Here is a 16,322-nt window from a genome sequence, read left to right as displayed (position 1 = left end):
GCGATCACTTCCTTACGAGTAGCAGTAGTCCGGCGGCGAACCCGACGGCAATTACGGTTCTTCGCAATCCTTCTGGGGGAATGATGCGCGCGAAGCGCGCCCCGAGGAGCCCACCAGCCAGCCCCGACGCGGCCAGGATGAGCGCCGGAATCCATGCGATCGGGGCACTGACGGCGAAGAAGGCAGCCGATACTGCGCCGACGACCAGCGACAGCCCCGATTTCAAGGCATTCAACCGGCGCAGGGAGTCGTGCCGGAAGACACCGAGTACAGCGAGCATCATGATGCCCAGGCCGGCGGCGAAATATCCCCCGTACAGCGCGACACCGAACTGGGCAGCGCATAAAGGGAGCACACGGGTGGCTGTGGCCACGCGCGAGGTCGACTCGGCACGGCGTTCAACGAGGCTCCGGATTCTGGGCTGGATGAGCATGAGGACTGCCGAACCCAGGACAAGCCAACCCACGATGTCCTGGAAACTGCGGGCCGGCAACGCCATCAGCAGTGCTGAGCCCGCCAGCGCACCAAGAACGGTCACGGCTCCCAACCGAGCCAACACGGGCTTTTGGTCGGCCAGGTCGGCGCGAAATCCTATGCAACCTCCGACGTACCCGGGGACGGTGGCGACGGCATTGGTGACGTTGGCGATGAGGGGGTTGTAGCCGAGGGCGATCAGCGCAGGAAAGGAAATCAACGACCCGCCGCCCGCGATCGTGTTGACCGCTCCAGCGAGCAGCCCGGCTGCCAGCAGTATTGCCCACTGGAAGGGTGTGGTACTCGTCACCGTCACGGCATGCACTGTATGCAATGCATGCAGAAAACGTCAATAGCCCCTCCGGCCTTTCGGGGGCTGTGTACAGTCGGCCCATGCCTCCGACCGCTGCAGCAGACAGCGCCCAGACCGTCTACGTCGCACTGCGGCATCGACTGTCAGCCGGCCGGTACGCGCCTGGTGATCGGCTGACCGAGGTCGAACTAGCCGAGGAACTCGGCGTCTCCCGAACCCCGGTTCGAGAAGCGCTCCAACGGCTTCACGCCGACGGCCTGGTCTCACGCGCGGGACGTGGGGCCGTGGTGGCCGGCCTATCGACAAAGGAACGACGCGATCTCTACCAGGTGCGCGAAGTACTTGAGCAGTTGGCCGCGAGGTCAGCAGCCCAACGACAGTCCGAGGGTGAACTCGCTCCCGTGGTGCTGAAAAACCTGCGACTCAAAGCAGAGGCGATCAACGAAGCCGTCGCCGCCGGGGAACCGCGCGAAGTCGCCCAGCGCAACTTCGAGTTGCATCGCCAAATCGCCGAGGCGGCCGACAATCCGATGCTGCACGACTTCCTAGGGCGGGCGTGGGACCGAATCGCCGTGTCAGCGGTGTCCAATCTGACTGATCCTGAATGGGCCGCGGCAGTGTCCGAACAGCACGATGCCATCATCGATGCCATCGCCGCCGGCGATCCCGACGCCGCCGCCGCCGCGATGGCCCACCACATACACGCTGCAGCCAACCGTGACCCTGCCGTGGAGAACACATGACAGGACCTATCCAAGCCACGGCAGCCTGCCACTGTCACCGGCGACAAGCAGTCGCTGGTGCGATGGCACCGACGTCCTGACTCGACGCTGGCCGGCGGCGCGCTTCAGCTGAGCCTTCTTTCGCGGTTTCCACATAGGCGTCGCTCACTGAGGCCTTGTGGTGCAAGGCTTTACAAATTCAAGCTCTACAGCGGGATCCAGATTCCGGGCCCGTTCCAGAAGCCCCACGCATTCACATTGGGATTCCAGACCACCTGAGCCCACGGCGCCCAGAACGGCGGCGGCGGTGGCGGCGGCGCCCAGTCCGGTACGCCGTATCCGTATGGCGCGCCGGCAAAGTTGTCGTCCCAATCGTGGCAGTTGTTCCAGTCCGAGTTGTTACCCCAGCCCTGGTCCCACCGATCACCCGGGCACCAGTGATGGTGGTCTGTCGGGGCCGGAGCAGGGACGGCCTGAGCGATACCGGTGGTCAGTCCGAGGCCGGACAATCCCAGAGCCCCGGCAGCCAGCGCGGTGGCGCAGGCCCGGACCCACGGTCTTGTCATCTTGACGGTATTCATACTCCAAGGATTGCCCTCAGAGATTATCCAAAACACCTATTGCGAGCCTTGTGGCCGCCAAAGTAGTTGTCAGTAGCTACTTTTCAGCGAGTTGGCCGAAAGCACTCAGCAGCTGCCCAGCGGGCCCCCATGTCAGCCAACCGCGATCAGGTCGGCCGGCACCGACCGGATCGACATGACGCCGCACCGGAATGCCTCGGTGCTGCCCACGACCGCATCGCGGGCGTCGACCGCCGTCAACGCTTGTGCCTTGAAAGCACGTGCGGCCGCGGATAATTCGTGAAGTACGGGGCTGACACTCAACTCATCGGGACAACCGTCACCCCACAGGGTCACCTCGGTGCGGCCCTGTTCCAGGGCGTTGAGCACCCCTTGACGCACCCGGTCGTCGGTGTTGAACAACTCGGCGGCGACTGCGACGGTATGGGGATGCGGCCGGTCATCCCACGATTCCAGCACGCTTTCCAGATCCAAGGTTTCGACGCCGAGGATATCCAGCGGACGGACATCCTCGTCGATGCCGATGAGTACCGTGACGTCCCAGCCGGCCATCACCCGGTCGACGAGCCAGCCTCCGGCGAACTTCACCGCATCGACGACGCGGGGAGCCACCACATCGAGCCGATACCGCATATCGTCCTCGGCTCTCACTGGTCGGCCGCTGTGCCGGGCGCCTCGATCTCCCGGGCCAGCATCTGCGCGTAGCCCTTGAATACGTCCACCAGCGGTAGTGAGGGATCGAGTAACCACGAGGTCTCCATTCCGTTTACGAAGGCGAGAATCTCCACGGCCTTGTTGGCCGCGTCGAAATCTGGGCGGTAACGGCCGCTGTCCTGGCCGCGGCGGAGGATGTCGGCGACGATGGCTCGGGCGTCCTGCTGGCGCTTGAGCAGCCGGTCGTGCAGCGGTGCATCGGGCTGGATGTTCTCCACGAGAAGCACGGTGAAGGTGCCTACCAGCTCGGGCGCTCGCTCGAAACGTTCTGCGACCCTGGTGATCTCCTCCGCGAGGTCACCTGACCGGTCGGCGTGAATATCGTCGTCGTAGTCGCGGGCGTCGAGCACCGCATTGAGCAGTTGTTCCTTGGATTCGAAATGGTGCAGCAGGCCCGCCGGCGTGACACCGGCCGCTTTGGCGATCTGAGCCAGGGACGTGTTGCGCCATCCGTTGCGGGCCAGCAGCCTCTCTGCGACGGAAAGGATCCGCTGTTTGCGGTCCTCGCCCTTCGCGAGCAGCGACTCGTACGGCCGCGCCGCTGGACCCTCAGAAACCGATGCCACCGAACTCCCTGACACTCCGGCCAAAACCAACCTAGTGAACACACAGTAGGTAGGTTTTTCGACTGTGACAAGGGTCTCACCGGGAATACTTTCGTGACGCCTATCTCACAATGTGTAACGCGCGATTGCTGGCCCGTACCTAGAGGCCCAGCGATTTGGCGATGATCACCTTCATCACTTCGCTGGTCCCGGCGTAGATCCGGGCCACGCGTGCATCGGTGTACAGCCGGGCGATCGGGTACTCCAACATGTAGCCGTACCCGCCGAACAATTGCAGGCATCGATCGATCACCCGGGCCTGCATCTCGGTGCAGAAGAGCTTGACGCGTGCCGCGTCGGCGCCGGACAGTTCGCCGTCGACATGCAGAGCAACCGCACGGTCCAGCATCGCCTGGGCCGCTTCGACCTCCGTCGAGCAGGCCGCGAGTTCGAACTTGGTGTTCTGAAACGACGCGACCGGGGTTCCGAACGCCTTGCGATCCTTGGTGTAGTCGATCGCCGCGGCTATGGCCGAGCGGGCCTGGGCCACCGACCCGACCGCCACGGTCAGCCGTTCCTGGGGCAGGTTGTGTCCCAGATAGCTGAACGCCTCCCCTTCCGCACCGAGCATGTTGGCTGCCGGCACCCGCACATCGGCGAAAGACAGCTCAGCGGTGTCCTGGACCTTGCAGCCCATCTTTTCCAGTTCCCGACCCCGCGTGAAGCCGGGCATCCCGTCCTCGACGACCAGCAGCGTCAATCCCCTGCGCCGGTTCTCCGGGTCGGTCGAGGTGCGCGCGACGACGATGACGAGATCGGCCTGGGAGCCTCCGGTGATGAACGTCTTGGCGCCATTGAGCACATACTCGTCCCCGTCGCGCACGGCCGTGGTCCGCATGCCGGCGAGGTCCGACCCTGTGCCCGGCTCCGTCATCGCCACCGCGGTCAGCAGCGACCCGTCGGCCAGCCCTGGAAACCAGCGCTGGCGTTGTTCGTCGTTCGCATAGCGCAGGAAGTACGGCAGGATCACCTCGGTTTGGGTGCGCACCGTCGATAGCGTGACGAGCGCCCGGGCCGCCTCCTCCTGCAGCACGACGTTGTAGCGGTAGTCGGTGATCCCCGCTCCGCCGTATGCCTCGGGGATGGCCATACCCAGCATGCCCAGTGCGCCCATCTGTTTGAAGACGTCGCGCGGCATGCGGCCGGCCTTCTCCCATTCGGGATAGGACGGGACGACTTCCTTTTCGACGAAATCCCGTGCCAGCGCCCGAAACGCCTCGTGGTCGTCGGTGAACAGGTTCCGCTGCACTCGATCTCCTCAGCCGACGAGTTCGACCAGCGTGGCGTTGGCGGTACCGCCGCCTTCGCACATGGTCTGCAACCCGTATTGAATTCCGTTGTCGCGCATGTGGTTGATCATCCGAGTCATCAGGACCGCACCCGACGCTCCGAGCGGATGGCCCAGCGCGATCGCTCCGCCGAGCGGATTGAGCTTGGCCTCGTCGGCACCGGTTTCGGCGAGCCAGGCCAATGGCACGGGTGCGAACGCTTCGTTGACCTCGAACACCCCGACCTCGTCCAACCGCACGCCCGCTTTGTGCAGCACCTTCTCGGTCGCCGGAATCGGGCCGGTCAGCATCAAGACCGGATCAGCGCCGGTGACGGCGCCGGCCCGGTACCGCACGATCGGTGAAAGTCCCATCGCCACAGCGTTTTCCTCGGTCATCACCAGCAGCGCCGCCGCCCCGTCGGAGATCTGCGACGAGTTGCCGGCGTGGATCACACCGTCGTCGGTGAACGCGGGCTTGAGTCCCGCCAGCTTTTCAACGGTGGTCCCCCGCCGCACACCCTCGTCGTCCACTACGGGGTCACCGTCATCGGGGAACACCGTGATCATCTGCGTCTCGAAAGCGCCGCTGTCCTGCGCGGCGGCGGCCCGCTCATGCGACGAGACGGAATACTCGTCGAGCTGCGTCCGGCTGAAATCCCACTTCTGCGAGATCATTTCAGCCGAGATGCCCTGGTTGAACGCGAATCCCTTGTACCGGTCGAGCACCTTCGGTCCATACGGTTGCCCGGTGGCGCGTGCCGCGCCCAGCGGGACGCGGCTCATCACCTCGACCCCGCCGGCGACCACGACGTCCTGTTGGCCCGACATCACCGCCTGCACCGCGAAATCCAGCGCTTGCTGGCTGGATCCGCAGGCCCGGTTGACCGTCGTCCCCGGGATGTGTTCGGGCCAGCCGGCCGCGAGCACCGCAAAACGACCGATGTTGCTCGACTGATCACCGACCTGCGAGACGCAGCCCCAAACCACGTCGTCGATGATGTCGGGGCTGATACCCGCGCGCTCGACGAGTGCGTCGAGCACGAGTGCGGAGAGGTCAGCGGCATGGAAACCGGACAGCCCGCCGTTGCGCTTGCCGACGGGAGTGCGTACGGCTTCGACGATGACGGCTTCACGCATATCAATTGCTCCGATCTCTGGTGCTCGGGTAGGCCGGGCCGATCGCGCCCTGTTGGCGCAGGACGTCGATCTGGGCGGCGGACAGACCCATATCGGTCAGGATGGCATCGGTGTGCTCGCCCAGGCCAGGAACCGCGCCCATCGGTTGTTCGAATCCGGTGATCACCGGCGGCGGCAGCAGCGCACTGATCTCCCCGTTTGGGGTGGTGACGGGGCGCCACCGGTCCCGGTCCTTGAGGTGTTGGTGGCTGATCACTTCGCTGGGCCGGTTGTATCGCGAGTTGCCGATTCCGGCCGCGTCGGCGATCCGCTGGATCTCGGCGAGATCGTGTTGTGCGCACCAGGATCCGATCGCTTGGTTGAGGACGTCGCGGCCCGCGCAGCGGTCGGAATTGGTGGCGAACCGGTCATTGTCGGCCAGGTCCGGTCGGTCGATGATGTCCCGGGCCAGCCGTTGCCATTCCCGGTCGTTGGTGGTGCCCAGCACCACCGTCTGATGGTCACGCGTCGTGAACGCCCCGTATGGAGCGACGGCCGGCGAGCTCATGCCCAGCGGCTGCTGGTCGATGCCGGAGTGCTGGGTGTATGTCAGCGGGTAACCCATGATGTCGGTCATGGTGTCGAAGAGGCTGACCGCGACGGCGGGTGCCGAAGCCCCGGTCGGCCGCTGGGCCCGGCCGATGAGCAACGCCATGATCGACAGCGCGGCATATAGGCCCGTCGAGATATCGGCCACGGGCGGACCGGGTTTGGCAGGCATGTTCGGGTGGCCGGTCACCGCGCACGCTCCGGATTCGGCTTGCACCAGCAGGTCGTAGGCCCGCTTGTGCGACAGCGGGCCGCCGGTGCCGTATCCGTCGATCTCGACGGGGATCAGCTGCGGATGACGCTGGGCCAGGTCCGCAGGCGCCAGGCCCATGCGGGCGGTCGCGCCAGGAGCCAGATTCGAGACCAGTGCGTCGGCGCCGTCGAGTAGCTGGTGCAGGACGTCCAGTCCCCCGGCCGTCTTCAGGTCCAGGGTGATGGACTCCTTGCCTCGGTTGGCCCAAACGAAGTGCGCTGCAAGGCCGTTCACGACATCGTCGTAATCACGGGCGAAGTCGCCACCGTTCGGGTTCTCCACCTTGATGACACGCGCACCGAAATCGGCCAGCACGCGGGTGCACATCGGCGCGGACACCGCCTGTTCGAGCGCAACGATCCTGATCCCGGCCAGCGGTGCGGTCTGAGATTCGCTCACAGGCTCACATAACCATGCCGCCATCGACCGGAAGCACCTGCCCGGTGATGTACGACGCGGCATCGGAGGCCAGGAAGACGAACGCGCCGGCCACCTCGTCAGCCTCGGCCCACCGCTTGAGCGGAATCCGGTTCATCATGTTCGCCGCGAACTTCTCGTTGGTGCGGATCGTCTCGGTCATCGGCGTCGCCGCCAACGGGGCAAGCGCATTGACCATGACGTTCCTGGGCGCCAGTTCCCGCGCCAGGGATTTGGTGAACCCGATGATGCCGGCCTTGGCCGCCGAGTAATTGACCTGCCCGAGAGTCCCGGTGATGCCCGCCGCGGAGGTCACGTTGATGATGCGCCCCGTGCCGTCGGTCGGAAGATGGGACAGCGCGGCCTGAGTGACGTGGAAGGTGCCCATGACATGGATGTCGAATGTCAGCCGAAAGGTCGCGTCGGTGAGCTTCGGGAACATCGCCGGGGATGTGACGCCGGCGTTGTTGACCACGATGTGCAGGTGACCCTCACCCAACCCGGCTGCCTGCGCCGCGGCGGCGACCGCGGCGTCGCGGTCGCTGACATCGAGCGGGGCGCTGTCCGCCTTGCCTCCTTCAGCGGTGATCCGCTCGGCGACCGCAGCGGCCGCCTCACCGCTGATGTCGGTGACGAGTACCGCCGCACCGGCCGCGGCCAGCGCCTCGGCCACGGCAGCCCCGATGCCGGCGCCCGCCCCGGTCACCAGTGCCGACCGTCCGGTCAGGTTGAAGTAGGTTCGCATCGGACGAGTTGTCTCCCTAGTAGCTCTTGGGCAGGCCGAGGACATTTGCGCCGAGGAAGTTCAGGATCATCTCCTGGCTCACCGGCGCGATCTTCATCAGCCGGGACTCGCGGAAGAACCGGGAGATGTTGTATTCCTCCGAATAGCCCATCCCGCCGTGGGTCTGCAGTGCGCGGTCCGCAGCTTCGAATCCTGCGTCGGCGCACAGGTATTTGGCCATGTTGGCTTCTTTGCCGCACGGCTTGCCGTTGTCGTAGAGCCACGTCGCCTTGCGCAGGATCAACTCGGCGGCGTCGAGGCGGGCTAACGAGTCAGCGAGCGGGAACTGGATGCCCTGGTTCATGCCGATGGGCCGGTCGAACACGACACGCTCGCTGGCGTATTGCACGGCCCGGGCCAGAGCCACCCGCCCGATGCCCAGGGCTTCGGCGGCGATGAGCATCCGCTCGGGGTTGAGCCCGTGCAGGATGTACGAAAAGCCTTTGCCCTCTTCGCCGATCCGGTGCTCGACGGGTATGCGCAGATCGTCGATGAACAGTTCGTTGGAGCTGACGGCATTGCGCCCCATCTTGCGGATCGGCCGGATCTCGACGTGATCGCGGTCCAGGTCGGTGAGGAACAACGACAGCCCGTCCGTCGGCTTCTGCACGTCCTCACGCGGCGTCGTACGGGTCAGCAGCAGGATCTTCTCGGACTCGAGCGCCTTGGAGATCCACACCTTGCGCCCGTTGACGACGTAACTGTCCCCGTCCCGTTTCGCGAACGTGGTGATACGCGAAGTGTCCAGGCCTGCACCGGGTTCGGTGACACCGAAACACACATGCAGATCGCCGTTGACGATGCGCGGCAGGGTCGCGGCTTTCATGTCCTCGGAGCCGAACACCACTACCGGTTGCATGCCGAAGATCGACATGTGGATGGAGCTGGCGGCGTTCATCCCACCGCCGGACCGGGCCACCTCCTCGGCGAGGATGGTCGCCTCAGTGATGCCGAGACCGTGGCCGCCGTATTCCTCGGGGATGGTCATGCCCAGCCAGCCGCCCCCGGCGATGGCGTCGTAGAACTCCTGCGGGAACTCGTGCGCCTGGTCTTTTTCCATCCAGTAGTGGTCGTCGAACTTGGCCGCCAGCTCCGCGACAGACGCCCGGATGAGCTGCTGGTCCTCGGTCAGTGCGAAGTTCATCCCACCCGACACGTTGCGGTTGCCCCTTCAGTCCCGCGCGCCGGCAACGGCTTTGGCGTTCGCCTGGAAATCGGCGAACGTCGTGCCGGTCTTCTCCTTGTGACTCAGCGCACGGATCGACACGTCATGGCCCTCGGCAGCCTTACGCAGCGCGCCGACGGTGGCTTGGTCTCTGGGAACATGCGCGAACGGGTCGAAGTGGTAGAGCCGCATCGCATTCTCGTGGGTGATCTTGTTGATCTCGTCGTCGGGCACGTCGTACGTGTCGAACACCGCGGCCAGTTCTTCCGGCGCACCGGGCCACATCGAGTCCGAGTGCGGGTAGTCCATTTCCCAGCAGATGTTGTCGATGCCGATCTCGTGGCGGTTCTTCACGCCGATCGGATCGGAGATGAAGCACGTCATGAAATGTTCCCGGAACACCTCCGAGGGCAGCTTGCCGCCGAAGTTCTGATGCGTCCACGTCGAGTGCATGTCATAGGTCCGGTCTACCCGGTCCAGGAAGTAGGGGATCCAGCCGGTGCCACCCTCCGACAGCGCGATCTTGAGGTCCGGGTACGCCTTGATGGGCGCCGACCAGAGCAGGTCGGCAGCGGCCTGCACGATGTTCATCGGCTGCAGCGTGATCATCACGTCCATCGGCGCATCGGGCGCGGTGATCGCGAGCTTGCCCGACGATCCGATGTGCACGTTCATCACGGTGTCGGTGTCACACAGCGCTTCCCACAACGGTTTCCAGTACTCCAGATCATGGAAGCTGGGATAGCCCAGGGTCGACGGATTCTCGGTGAAGGTCAGTGAGTGCACACCCTTCTTCGACACGCGGCGCACCTCGTCGGCACATAGTTGGGGGTCCCAGATGGCCGGCAGCGCCATCGGGATGAACCTGCCCGGATTCGACCCGCACCACTCGTCGATGTGCCAGTCGTTGTAGGCCCGGACCAGCGCCAGAGAGAAGTCCGAATCATCGGTTGCGAACAGACGCGCGGCGAATCCCGGGAACGACGGGAAGTTCATCGTCGCGAGCACCCCGCCGGCGTTCATGTCCTTGACTCGCTCGTCGGGGTCGTAGCAACCCTTGCGGATCTCGTCGAGCCCCTGCGGTTCCAGGCCGTACTCCTCCTTGGGCCGGCCCGCGACCGCATTGAGCGCCACATTGGGGATCACGGTGTCGCGAAACTGCCAGATGTCCGAGCCGTCGGGGTTGTGCACCAATCGCGGCGCCTCGTCCCGATACTTGGCGGGCAGATGATTGGCGAACATGTTCGGCGGTTCGATGATGTGGTCATCCACGCTGATCAGAATCATGTCGTCTTTGTTCATGGCGTCTCGTTCCCTCCGACAACTGGTTCTCTAGATCAGAAAACTATCTTCTCTTCTGACGAGAATCAATGTCCGAGATAGTTGACAAGCCGAATCGTCCCCGCCAGTGGCCGAGTTGAGGCCTTCCCATTGACCGAGCGCGGGAAAGATGGAAATCTGTTGGTCAGAAATGAGAATGTGATTCTCATAGCGAGCCGATGACAGGAGACGGTACGTGCGCCTGCCCCCATTGCCCGCCGATCAGTGGGACGACGAGGTGCTCCGCGCGCTGTCGGTCATGCTCCCCGCGGAACGGCTCAATCCCCGGGGCGCGGGCGTCGCACTGTCCACCCTGGCGCGCCACCCGCAGCTGACCAAGGCGTTCCTGCGATTCAGCAATCACCTGCTGTTCCGGTCGACGTTGCACCCCAGACTGCGCGAGCTGGCGATCCTGCGGATCGCCCACCGCAGGCACTGCGAATACGAATGGGCCCACCACGCCTTCATCGGAAAGGCCGAAGGGCTCACCGACGCCGAGATCGCGGCCGTCCGGCGCGGAGAAGCCGCCGACCCCTTCGACCAGACCGTGCTCGACGCCGTCGACGAACTCGACGAACATTCGCGCATCACCGACGAGACCTGGGCGGCGCTCAGCCGGCGATTCGATGAGCGCCAACGCATGGACCTGGTTTTCACCGTCGGCGGCTACGGCCTGATGGCCATGGCTTACAACACCTTTGGTATCGAGCCGGAATCCGGCACCGAACCTGAAGAAAGAGGGTAGACAGTTGGCACACTTCCCGAAGCCGGATGTCGGCAGCTGGACCGAGAACTGGCCCGAGCTCGGCACGGCGCCCGTCGATTACACCGATTCCATCGATCCCGAACAGTGGAAGCTGGAGCAGCAGGCCATCTTCCGCAGGCTCTGGCTGCACGTCGGCCGGGTCGAACGGTTGCCCAAGACCGGCAGCTACTTCACCCGCGAAATGCCGTCGGTCGGTGCAGGCACCTCGATCATCGTCAACAAGGACAAAGACGGCACTGTTCGAGCCTTCTACAACATGTGCCGGCACCGCGGTAACAAGCTCGTCTGGAACGACTATCCGGGCCAGGAAGTATCGGGCAGCTGCCGGCAGTTCACCTGCAAGTACCACGCGTGGCGCTATGCACTCAACGGTGACCTGACATTCATCCAGCAGGAACAGGAGTTCTTCGACGTCGACAAGGCCGACTACCCGCTCAAGCCGGTGCGCTGCGAGGTGTGGGAAGGCTTCATCTTCGTCAACTTCGACGACGACGCCGAGCCGCTGCGAGATTATCTCGGCGACTTCGCAAAAGGCTTGGAGGGCTATCCCTTCCACGAGATGACCGAGGTGTACAGCTACCGGTCCGAGATCAAGGCCAACTGGAAGCTGTTCATCGACGCGTTCGTCGAGTTCTACCATGCGCCGATCCTGCACATGAAGCAGGCGACGCCGGAAGAAGCCGCGAAATTGGCCAAGGTCGGCTTCGAAGCGCTGCACTACGACATCAAGGATCAGCATTCGATGATCTCGTCATGGGGTGGCATGAGCCCGCCGAAGGATCTCAGCATGGTCAAGCCCATCGAGCGGATCCTGCACAGTGGACTGTTCGGACCGTGGGATCGCCCGGACATCAAAGGCATCCTGCCCGACGAATTGCCGCCCGCCGTCAACCCGGCACGCCAGAAAACCTGGGGCCAGGACTCGTTCGAGTTCTTCCCCAATTTCACCCTGCTGCTGTGGGTTCCGGGCTGGTACCTCACGTACAACTACTGGCCGACCGGCGTCGACACCCACATCTTCGAGGCGAACCTGTACTTCGTCCCGCCGAAGAACACCCGCCAGCGGCTCAGCCAGGAACTGGCCGCTGTCACGTTCAAGGAGTACGCGCTGCAGGACGCCAACACCCTGGAGGCCACCCAGACCCAGATCGGCACCCGGGCGGTCACCGAATTCCCGTTGTGCGATCAGGAGATCCTGCTGCGACACCTGCATCACACCGCACACAAATACGTCGACGAGTACAAGCTGCGGCAGGCCGCCAAGGCCGCCACCAACGGAGAGGTAGCGCATGTCTGAGACCACGCAGGCCCTGCTGCCCGCCGAATTCGCCGATCTGGAGCGGTTTTCCGATTGGATCCTGCCCACCGAGCCGGAACGCTACGCCAAGCGGCTGGCCTCGACCATGGCCGAGATGCAGGAGCTCTACGACGTGGGCATGGCCCGCCTGGAAGAGGTCATGGTCTACCTCGACGCGCGGTTCCCGTTGCACGCCATGCCCGACGACGCCAAGCGGCTCATGCACTTGATGCAGTCGGTGGTGATGGTCAGCTTCCCGGTCGAGGTGTGGAAGCAGCCGCGTGTGCTCGACAGCGGCGCGGCGTGGGTCGAGCTCGTGCGGGAGCCGGTGGTCTGACCCGTGATCACGCTCAAGGCGGCCGGGCTGCTCGACGTCGATGCCGGGGTGATCGTCCGCCCTGGCATCGTCCGTGTCGAGGACGACCGCATCGTCGGGATCGGCGATCCCATTCCGGACGATTCCGAAGTCATCGATCTGGGTGACTCGATCCTCTTGCCCGGCCTGATGGACATGGAAGTCAATCTGCTGATGGGCGGCCGTGGAGAGAACCCTGGCCTGTCCCAGGTGCAGGACGATCCCCCGACGCGGGTACTACGGGCAGTCGGCAATGCCCGCCGCACGCTGCGTGCCGGGTTCACCACCGTCCGCAACCTGGGCCTGTTCGTCAAGACCGGCGGGTACCTGTTGGATGTCGCCCTGGGCAAAGCGATCGACGCCGGGTGGATCGACGGTCCGCGCATCGTGCCCGCCGGGCACGCCATCACGCCGACCGGTGGCCATCTCGACCCGACGATGTTCGCTGCGTTCATGCCGGGTGTGCTCGAGCTGACCATCGAGGAAGGCATCGCCAACGGCGTGGACGAGATTCGCAAGGCGGTGCGCTATCAGATCAAGCACGGCGCCCAGCTGATCAAGGTGTGCTGCTCCGGAGGTGTCATGTCGCTGACCGGCGAGGCCGGGGCCCAGCACTATTCGGACGAGGAGCTGAGGGCCATCGTCGACGAGGCCCACCGCCGCGGCCTGCGGGTCGCCGCGCACACTCATGGCGCCGAGGCGGTCAAACACGCGGTGGCCTGCGGAATCGACTGCATCGAACACGGCTTCCTGATGGACGACGAGGCCATCAAGATGCTCGTCGCCAACGACCGCTTCCTGGTCACCACCCGACGACTGGCCCAGGCCATGGATGTGTCCACGGCACCGAAAGTGCTGCAGGACAAGGCGGCCGAGATGTTCCCGAAGGCCGAGACATCCATCAAGGCCGCCTACGAGGCCGGCGTGAAGATCGCCGTGGGCACCGATGCCCCGGCCATCCCGCACGGCCGCAACGCCGATGAACTCGTCACCCTGGTCGAATGGGGCATGCCGCCCGCGGCGGTACTGCGTGCCGCCACCGTGGTCGCCGCAGAGCTGATCAACACCGACGACCGCGGCCGACTCGCCGAAGGTCTCCTCGCCGACATCATCGCGGTACCCGGCGATCCGCTGGAGGACATTCGCGTTACACAGACAGTGAACTTTGTAATGAAGGGAGGTAAGGTCTACCGCAATGAGTACGCCACGAACTGACGACCTCGTCGAGATCCAGCAGTTACTGGCCCGCTATGCCGTCACCATCACCCAAGGTGACATCGACGGCTTGATCACCGTGTTCACACCGGATGGCAGCTACAGTGCTTTCGGCGAAACCTATGCGCTGCAACGGTTCCCGGCGCTGGTCGACGCAGCCCCCAAGGGGCTGTTCATGACCGGGACGGCGCTGGTGACCTTCGACCCCGACAATCCCGATGCCGCCACCGGAACCCAGCCGCTGTGCTTCATCGAGCACTCCGCGCACGATATGCGCATCGGGTACTACAACGACACCTACGTGCGCACCGAGAACGGCTGGCGACTGAAGACCCGCGCCATGACCTTCATCCGCCGCAGCGGCGTGCATGACCACGGCAAACCACACGCGATCGGCCGGCCCTCATCGTGACCGAACTGTACGAGCCCGCCACCTTCCGAACGGCGTTACAGACTTGGCTGGCCGACAATGATCTGACGCCTCTCGATGACCACACCCTCGCGGGCCACATGCGGCAGTTCGCCCGGGTGCAGAACGCGCTCTACGACGCAGGCTGGAGCCGCTACGGCTGGCCCGAGAGTGCCGGCGGGCTCGGCGGCCCGGCGATGTTGCGGGCCATCGTCGGCGAGGAGGTCGTGGGGCGCCGACTCGTCGAACCCGGACCGTACTCGATGCTGGAAGTCTTGGCGCCGACCATGATCCACTACGCGCCCACCGAATTGGCCGCCGAGATGGTGCCGAAGCTGCTGTCCGGCGAAGAGCAATGGTGCCAAGGGTTCTCCGAACCAGGTTCGGGCAGCGACCTGGCGTCATTGACCACCCGCGCGGTGATCGACGGCGACAAGTGGGTCATCAACGGCCAGAAAGTGTGGACCAGCTTCGCGCAGTACTCACACCGCTGCATCCTGCTGGCGCGCACCGGTGACGCGGAAACCCCCGACCACCAAGGCATCACGGCCTTCTTCGTCGACACCGACAGCCCGGGCATCACCGTGCGTCCCCTGCGCACCATGCACGACGTCGACGAGTTCTGCGAGGTGTACTTCGACGACGTGGTGGTCGACGCCGGCCGGATGCTGGGCAGGCCCGGCGACGGCTGGCAGCTTGCGATGGATCTGCTGCCCTATGAGCGGTCGACGTGTTTCTGGCAGCGCATCGCTTACCTGTACGCGCGGTTCGACGCGCTGATCGGCGAGGCGAAAAACCTTGGTGCCGTGTCCGACTCCGATCTGGGTGCAGCCTATTTGGCATTGCACACGCTGCGCTGCCGGTCACGGGCCACGCAGCACCGACTGGCGGACGGGCACACGCTCGGGCCCGACACCTCCATCGACAAGGTGCTGCTCGCGAGCGCCGAGCAACAGCTCTACGACACCGCCCGCGATCTGCTGCCCGGCGTCATCGAACTCGAAGACACCGACTGGCGCACCGAGTACCTGTATTCGCGGGCGGCCACCATCTACGGCGGCACGGCCGAGGTGCAGCGCAACATCATCGCGCGCCGTCTGCTGGATCTCGGGAAGGATTGACCGGTGGATCAAGAGTCCCTCGACCTGCTCGAGGACGCGTTGCGCAAAACGATGCTCTCGGTCTCGGGGGCCGAGCTGGACGCTGCGCTGGCCGAACTCGGCTGGGCCGACATGCTCGCCGACATGCCCGACGTCGCGATACCGCTGGTGTTCCGCCTGCTCGGCGAAACCGGCTCGCACGCTTCGATTCTCAATGACGTGATGCTGGAGACCATCGGCGGGCTGCCGGGCGGAACCCCGCCGATGCCCTACGCCGGGGGTAGTTGGGTGGTGTGGGAACGCCGGCCCAATGACTGTCCGACCCTGGGCGGACTGCCGTTACGGCCTGTCCCTGACGGCGAGCTCATGAGGATGGGCGAAGCGCGTCGCGCGGTGGGCTGGTGGCTCGTGGGTTCGGCCCGCGCCATGCTGGCCCTGGCTCGCCGTCATGCGGTGGACCGCGTGCAGTTCGGCAAGCCGATCGCGGCGTTCCAGGCCGTCCGGCATCGGCTGGCCGAGACCCTCGTGACCATCGAAGGCGCCGAGGCGACGTTGATCCTGCCCGGCACCGACAACCCGGATCTCACGGCCATGCTGGCCAAAGCGGCGGCAGGCAAGGCCGCGTTGACCGCTGCCAAACACTGCCAACAAGTGCTCGGCGGCATCGGCTTCACGGCCGAACATGAGCTGCACCGGCATGTGAAACGTGCCCTGGTGCTCGACGGATTACTCGGCAGCTCACGGGAACTCACGCGCAAAGCCGGAGCAGGGCTGCGGGCCCGTGGATCGGCTCCACGTTTGGCGCAGCTGTAACCTCAGCACCCGCGGCAACCCCTG

General features: G+C 64.9%; 18 protein-coding genes. 8 read left to right on the top strand and 10 right to left on the bottom strand.

The window, feature by feature from the left end; all coding sequences use genetic code 11:
- Nucleotides 1–4: 4 nt before the first annotated feature.
- Complete coding sequence (locus RMCB_RS33345; protein WP_062832138.1) at nucleotides 5–790, bottom strand: sulfite exporter TauE/SafE family protein; 786 nt, start codon at nucleotides 788–790, stop codon at nucleotides 5–7.
- A 77-nt stretch (nucleotides 791–867) separates the two neighbouring features.
- Between RMCB_RS33345 and RMCB_RS33340 the strand changes: the two genes are divergently transcribed.
- Entirely contained in the window at nucleotides 868–1,530 is a 663-nt protein-coding gene (locus RMCB_RS33340) for a GntR family transcriptional regulator (protein WP_062832137.1), read from the top strand.
- Nucleotides 1,531–1,715: 185 nt separating this feature from the next.
- On the opposite strand, the gene RMCB_RS33335 is transcribed toward RMCB_RS33340, so the two are convergent.
- From RMCB_RS33335 to RMCB_RS33295, 9 genes are all read right to left on the bottom strand, one after another.
- Nucleotides 1,716–2,090 carry an Mtp family mycobacterial-type pilin gene (locus tag RMCB_RS33335; protein ID WP_062832136.1) on the bottom strand — a complete coding sequence of 125 codons (375 nt, stop codon included), beginning with the start codon at nucleotides 2,088–2,090 and terminating at the stop codon, nucleotides 1,716–1,718.
- Nucleotides 2,091–2,222: 132 nt separating this feature from the next.
- Entirely contained in the window at nucleotides 2,223–2,723 is a 501-nt protein-coding gene (locus RMCB_RS33330) for a hypothetical protein (RefSeq protein WP_062832135.1), read from the bottom strand.
- 14 nt (nucleotides 2,724–2,737) lie between these two features.
- Nucleotides 2,738–3,370: a TetR/AcrR family transcriptional regulator gene (locus RMCB_RS33325; protein ID WP_062832134.1), complete on the bottom strand. Its 633-nt coding sequence runs from the start codon at nucleotides 3,368–3,370 to the stop codon at nucleotides 2,738–2,740.
- Between the two features lie 139 nt (nucleotides 3,371–3,509).
- Complete coding sequence (locus RMCB_RS33320; protein WP_062832133.1) at nucleotides 3,510–4,658, bottom strand: acyl-CoA dehydrogenase family protein; 1,149 nt, start codon at nucleotides 4,656–4,658, stop codon at nucleotides 3,510–3,512.
- A gap of 9 nt (nucleotides 4,659–4,667) precedes the next feature.
- Complete coding sequence (locus RMCB_RS33315; RefSeq protein ID WP_062832132.1) at nucleotides 4,668–5,816, bottom strand: thiolase family protein; 1,149 nt, start codon at nucleotides 5,814–5,816, stop codon at nucleotides 4,668–4,670.
- A 1-nt stretch (nucleotide 5,817) separates the two neighbouring features.
- Nucleotides 5,818–7,056 carry a CaiB/BaiF CoA transferase family protein gene (locus RMCB_RS33310; protein WP_234792332.1) on the bottom strand — a complete coding sequence of 413 codons (1,239 nt, stop codon included), beginning with the start codon at nucleotides 7,054–7,056 and terminating at the stop codon, nucleotides 5,818–5,820.
- Nucleotides 7,057–7,060: 4 nt separating this feature from the next.
- Nucleotides 7,061–7,819, bottom strand: a complete 759-nt coding sequence (locus tag RMCB_RS33305; RefSeq protein WP_062832130.1) for an SDR family NAD(P)-dependent oxidoreductase — start codon at nucleotides 7,817–7,819, stop codon at nucleotides 7,061–7,063.
- 16 nt (nucleotides 7,820–7,835) lie between these two features.
- On the bottom strand, nucleotides 7,836–9,002 hold the full coding sequence (locus RMCB_RS33300; RefSeq protein WP_062832129.1) for an acyl-CoA dehydrogenase family protein: 1,167 nt from the start codon (nucleotides 9,000–9,002) through the stop codon (nucleotides 7,836–7,838).
- 27 nt (nucleotides 9,003–9,029) lie between these two features.
- Nucleotides 9,030–10,325, bottom strand: coding sequence for an amidohydrolase family protein (locus RMCB_RS33295; RefSeq protein WP_062832128.1), 1,296 nt, complete (start codon nucleotides 10,323–10,325; stop codon nucleotides 9,030–9,032).
- 214 nt (nucleotides 10,326–10,539) lie between these two features.
- Here RMCB_RS33295 and RMCB_RS33290 point away from each other — a divergent pair, with 214 nt between their 5' ends.
- From RMCB_RS33290 to RMCB_RS33260, 7 genes are read left to right on the top strand one after another with little or no spacing between them, the layout of a single operon-like run.
- On the top strand, nucleotides 10,540–11,088 hold the full coding sequence (locus RMCB_RS33290; RefSeq protein ID WP_062832127.1) for a carboxymuconolactone decarboxylase family protein: 549 nt from the start codon (nucleotides 10,540–10,542) through the stop codon (nucleotides 11,086–11,088).
- A 4-nt stretch (nucleotides 11,089–11,092) separates the two neighbouring features.
- The gene (locus tag RMCB_RS33285) at nucleotides 11,093–12,406 is read left to right on the top strand and encodes an SRPBCC family protein (protein WP_062832126.1); all 1,314 of its coding nucleotides are present in this window, start codon (nucleotides 11,093–11,095) and stop codon (nucleotides 12,404–12,406) included.
- Complete coding sequence (locus tag RMCB_RS33280) at nucleotides 12,399–12,743, top strand: hypothetical protein (RefSeq protein WP_062832125.1); 345 nt, start codon at nucleotides 12,399–12,401, stop codon at nucleotides 12,741–12,743. The genes RMCB_RS33285 and RMCB_RS33280 overlap by 8 nt, the downstream gene beginning before the upstream one ends.
- A gap of 3 nt (nucleotides 12,744–12,746) precedes the next feature.
- Nucleotides 12,747–13,976, top strand: coding sequence for a metal-dependent hydrolase family protein (locus RMCB_RS33275; protein WP_062832124.1), 1,230 nt, complete (start codon nucleotides 12,747–12,749; stop codon nucleotides 13,974–13,976).
- Nucleotides 13,957–14,388, top strand: coding sequence for a nuclear transport factor 2 family protein (locus RMCB_RS33270; protein WP_062832123.1), 432 nt, complete (start codon nucleotides 13,957–13,959; stop codon nucleotides 14,386–14,388). Before RMCB_RS33275 ends, RMCB_RS33270 begins: the two co-directional genes overlap by 20 nt.
- A complete protein-coding gene (locus RMCB_RS33265; protein WP_109784503.1) occupies nucleotides 14,382–15,506 on the top strand; it encodes an acyl-CoA dehydrogenase family protein in 1,125 nt (374 codons plus the stop codon). The genes RMCB_RS33270 and RMCB_RS33265 overlap by 7 nt, the downstream gene beginning before the upstream one ends.
- A 3-nt stretch (nucleotides 15,507–15,509) precedes the next feature.
- A complete protein-coding gene (locus RMCB_RS33260) occupies nucleotides 15,510–16,298 on the top strand; it encodes an acyl-CoA dehydrogenase family protein (protein ID WP_062832121.1) in 789 nt (262 codons plus the stop codon).
- Nucleotides 16,299–16,322 lie beyond the last annotated feature (24 nt).

The sequence above is a fragment of the Mycolicibacterium brisbanense genome (assembly GCF_001570425.1).
In the GTDB taxonomy this organism is placed as follows: Bacteria; Actinomycetota; Actinomycetes; order Mycobacteriales; family Mycobacteriaceae; genus Mycobacterium; species Mycobacterium brisbanense.
Note: the sequence above shows the minus strand (reverse complement) of the source record. Positions and strands in the feature narration are given on the sequence as shown.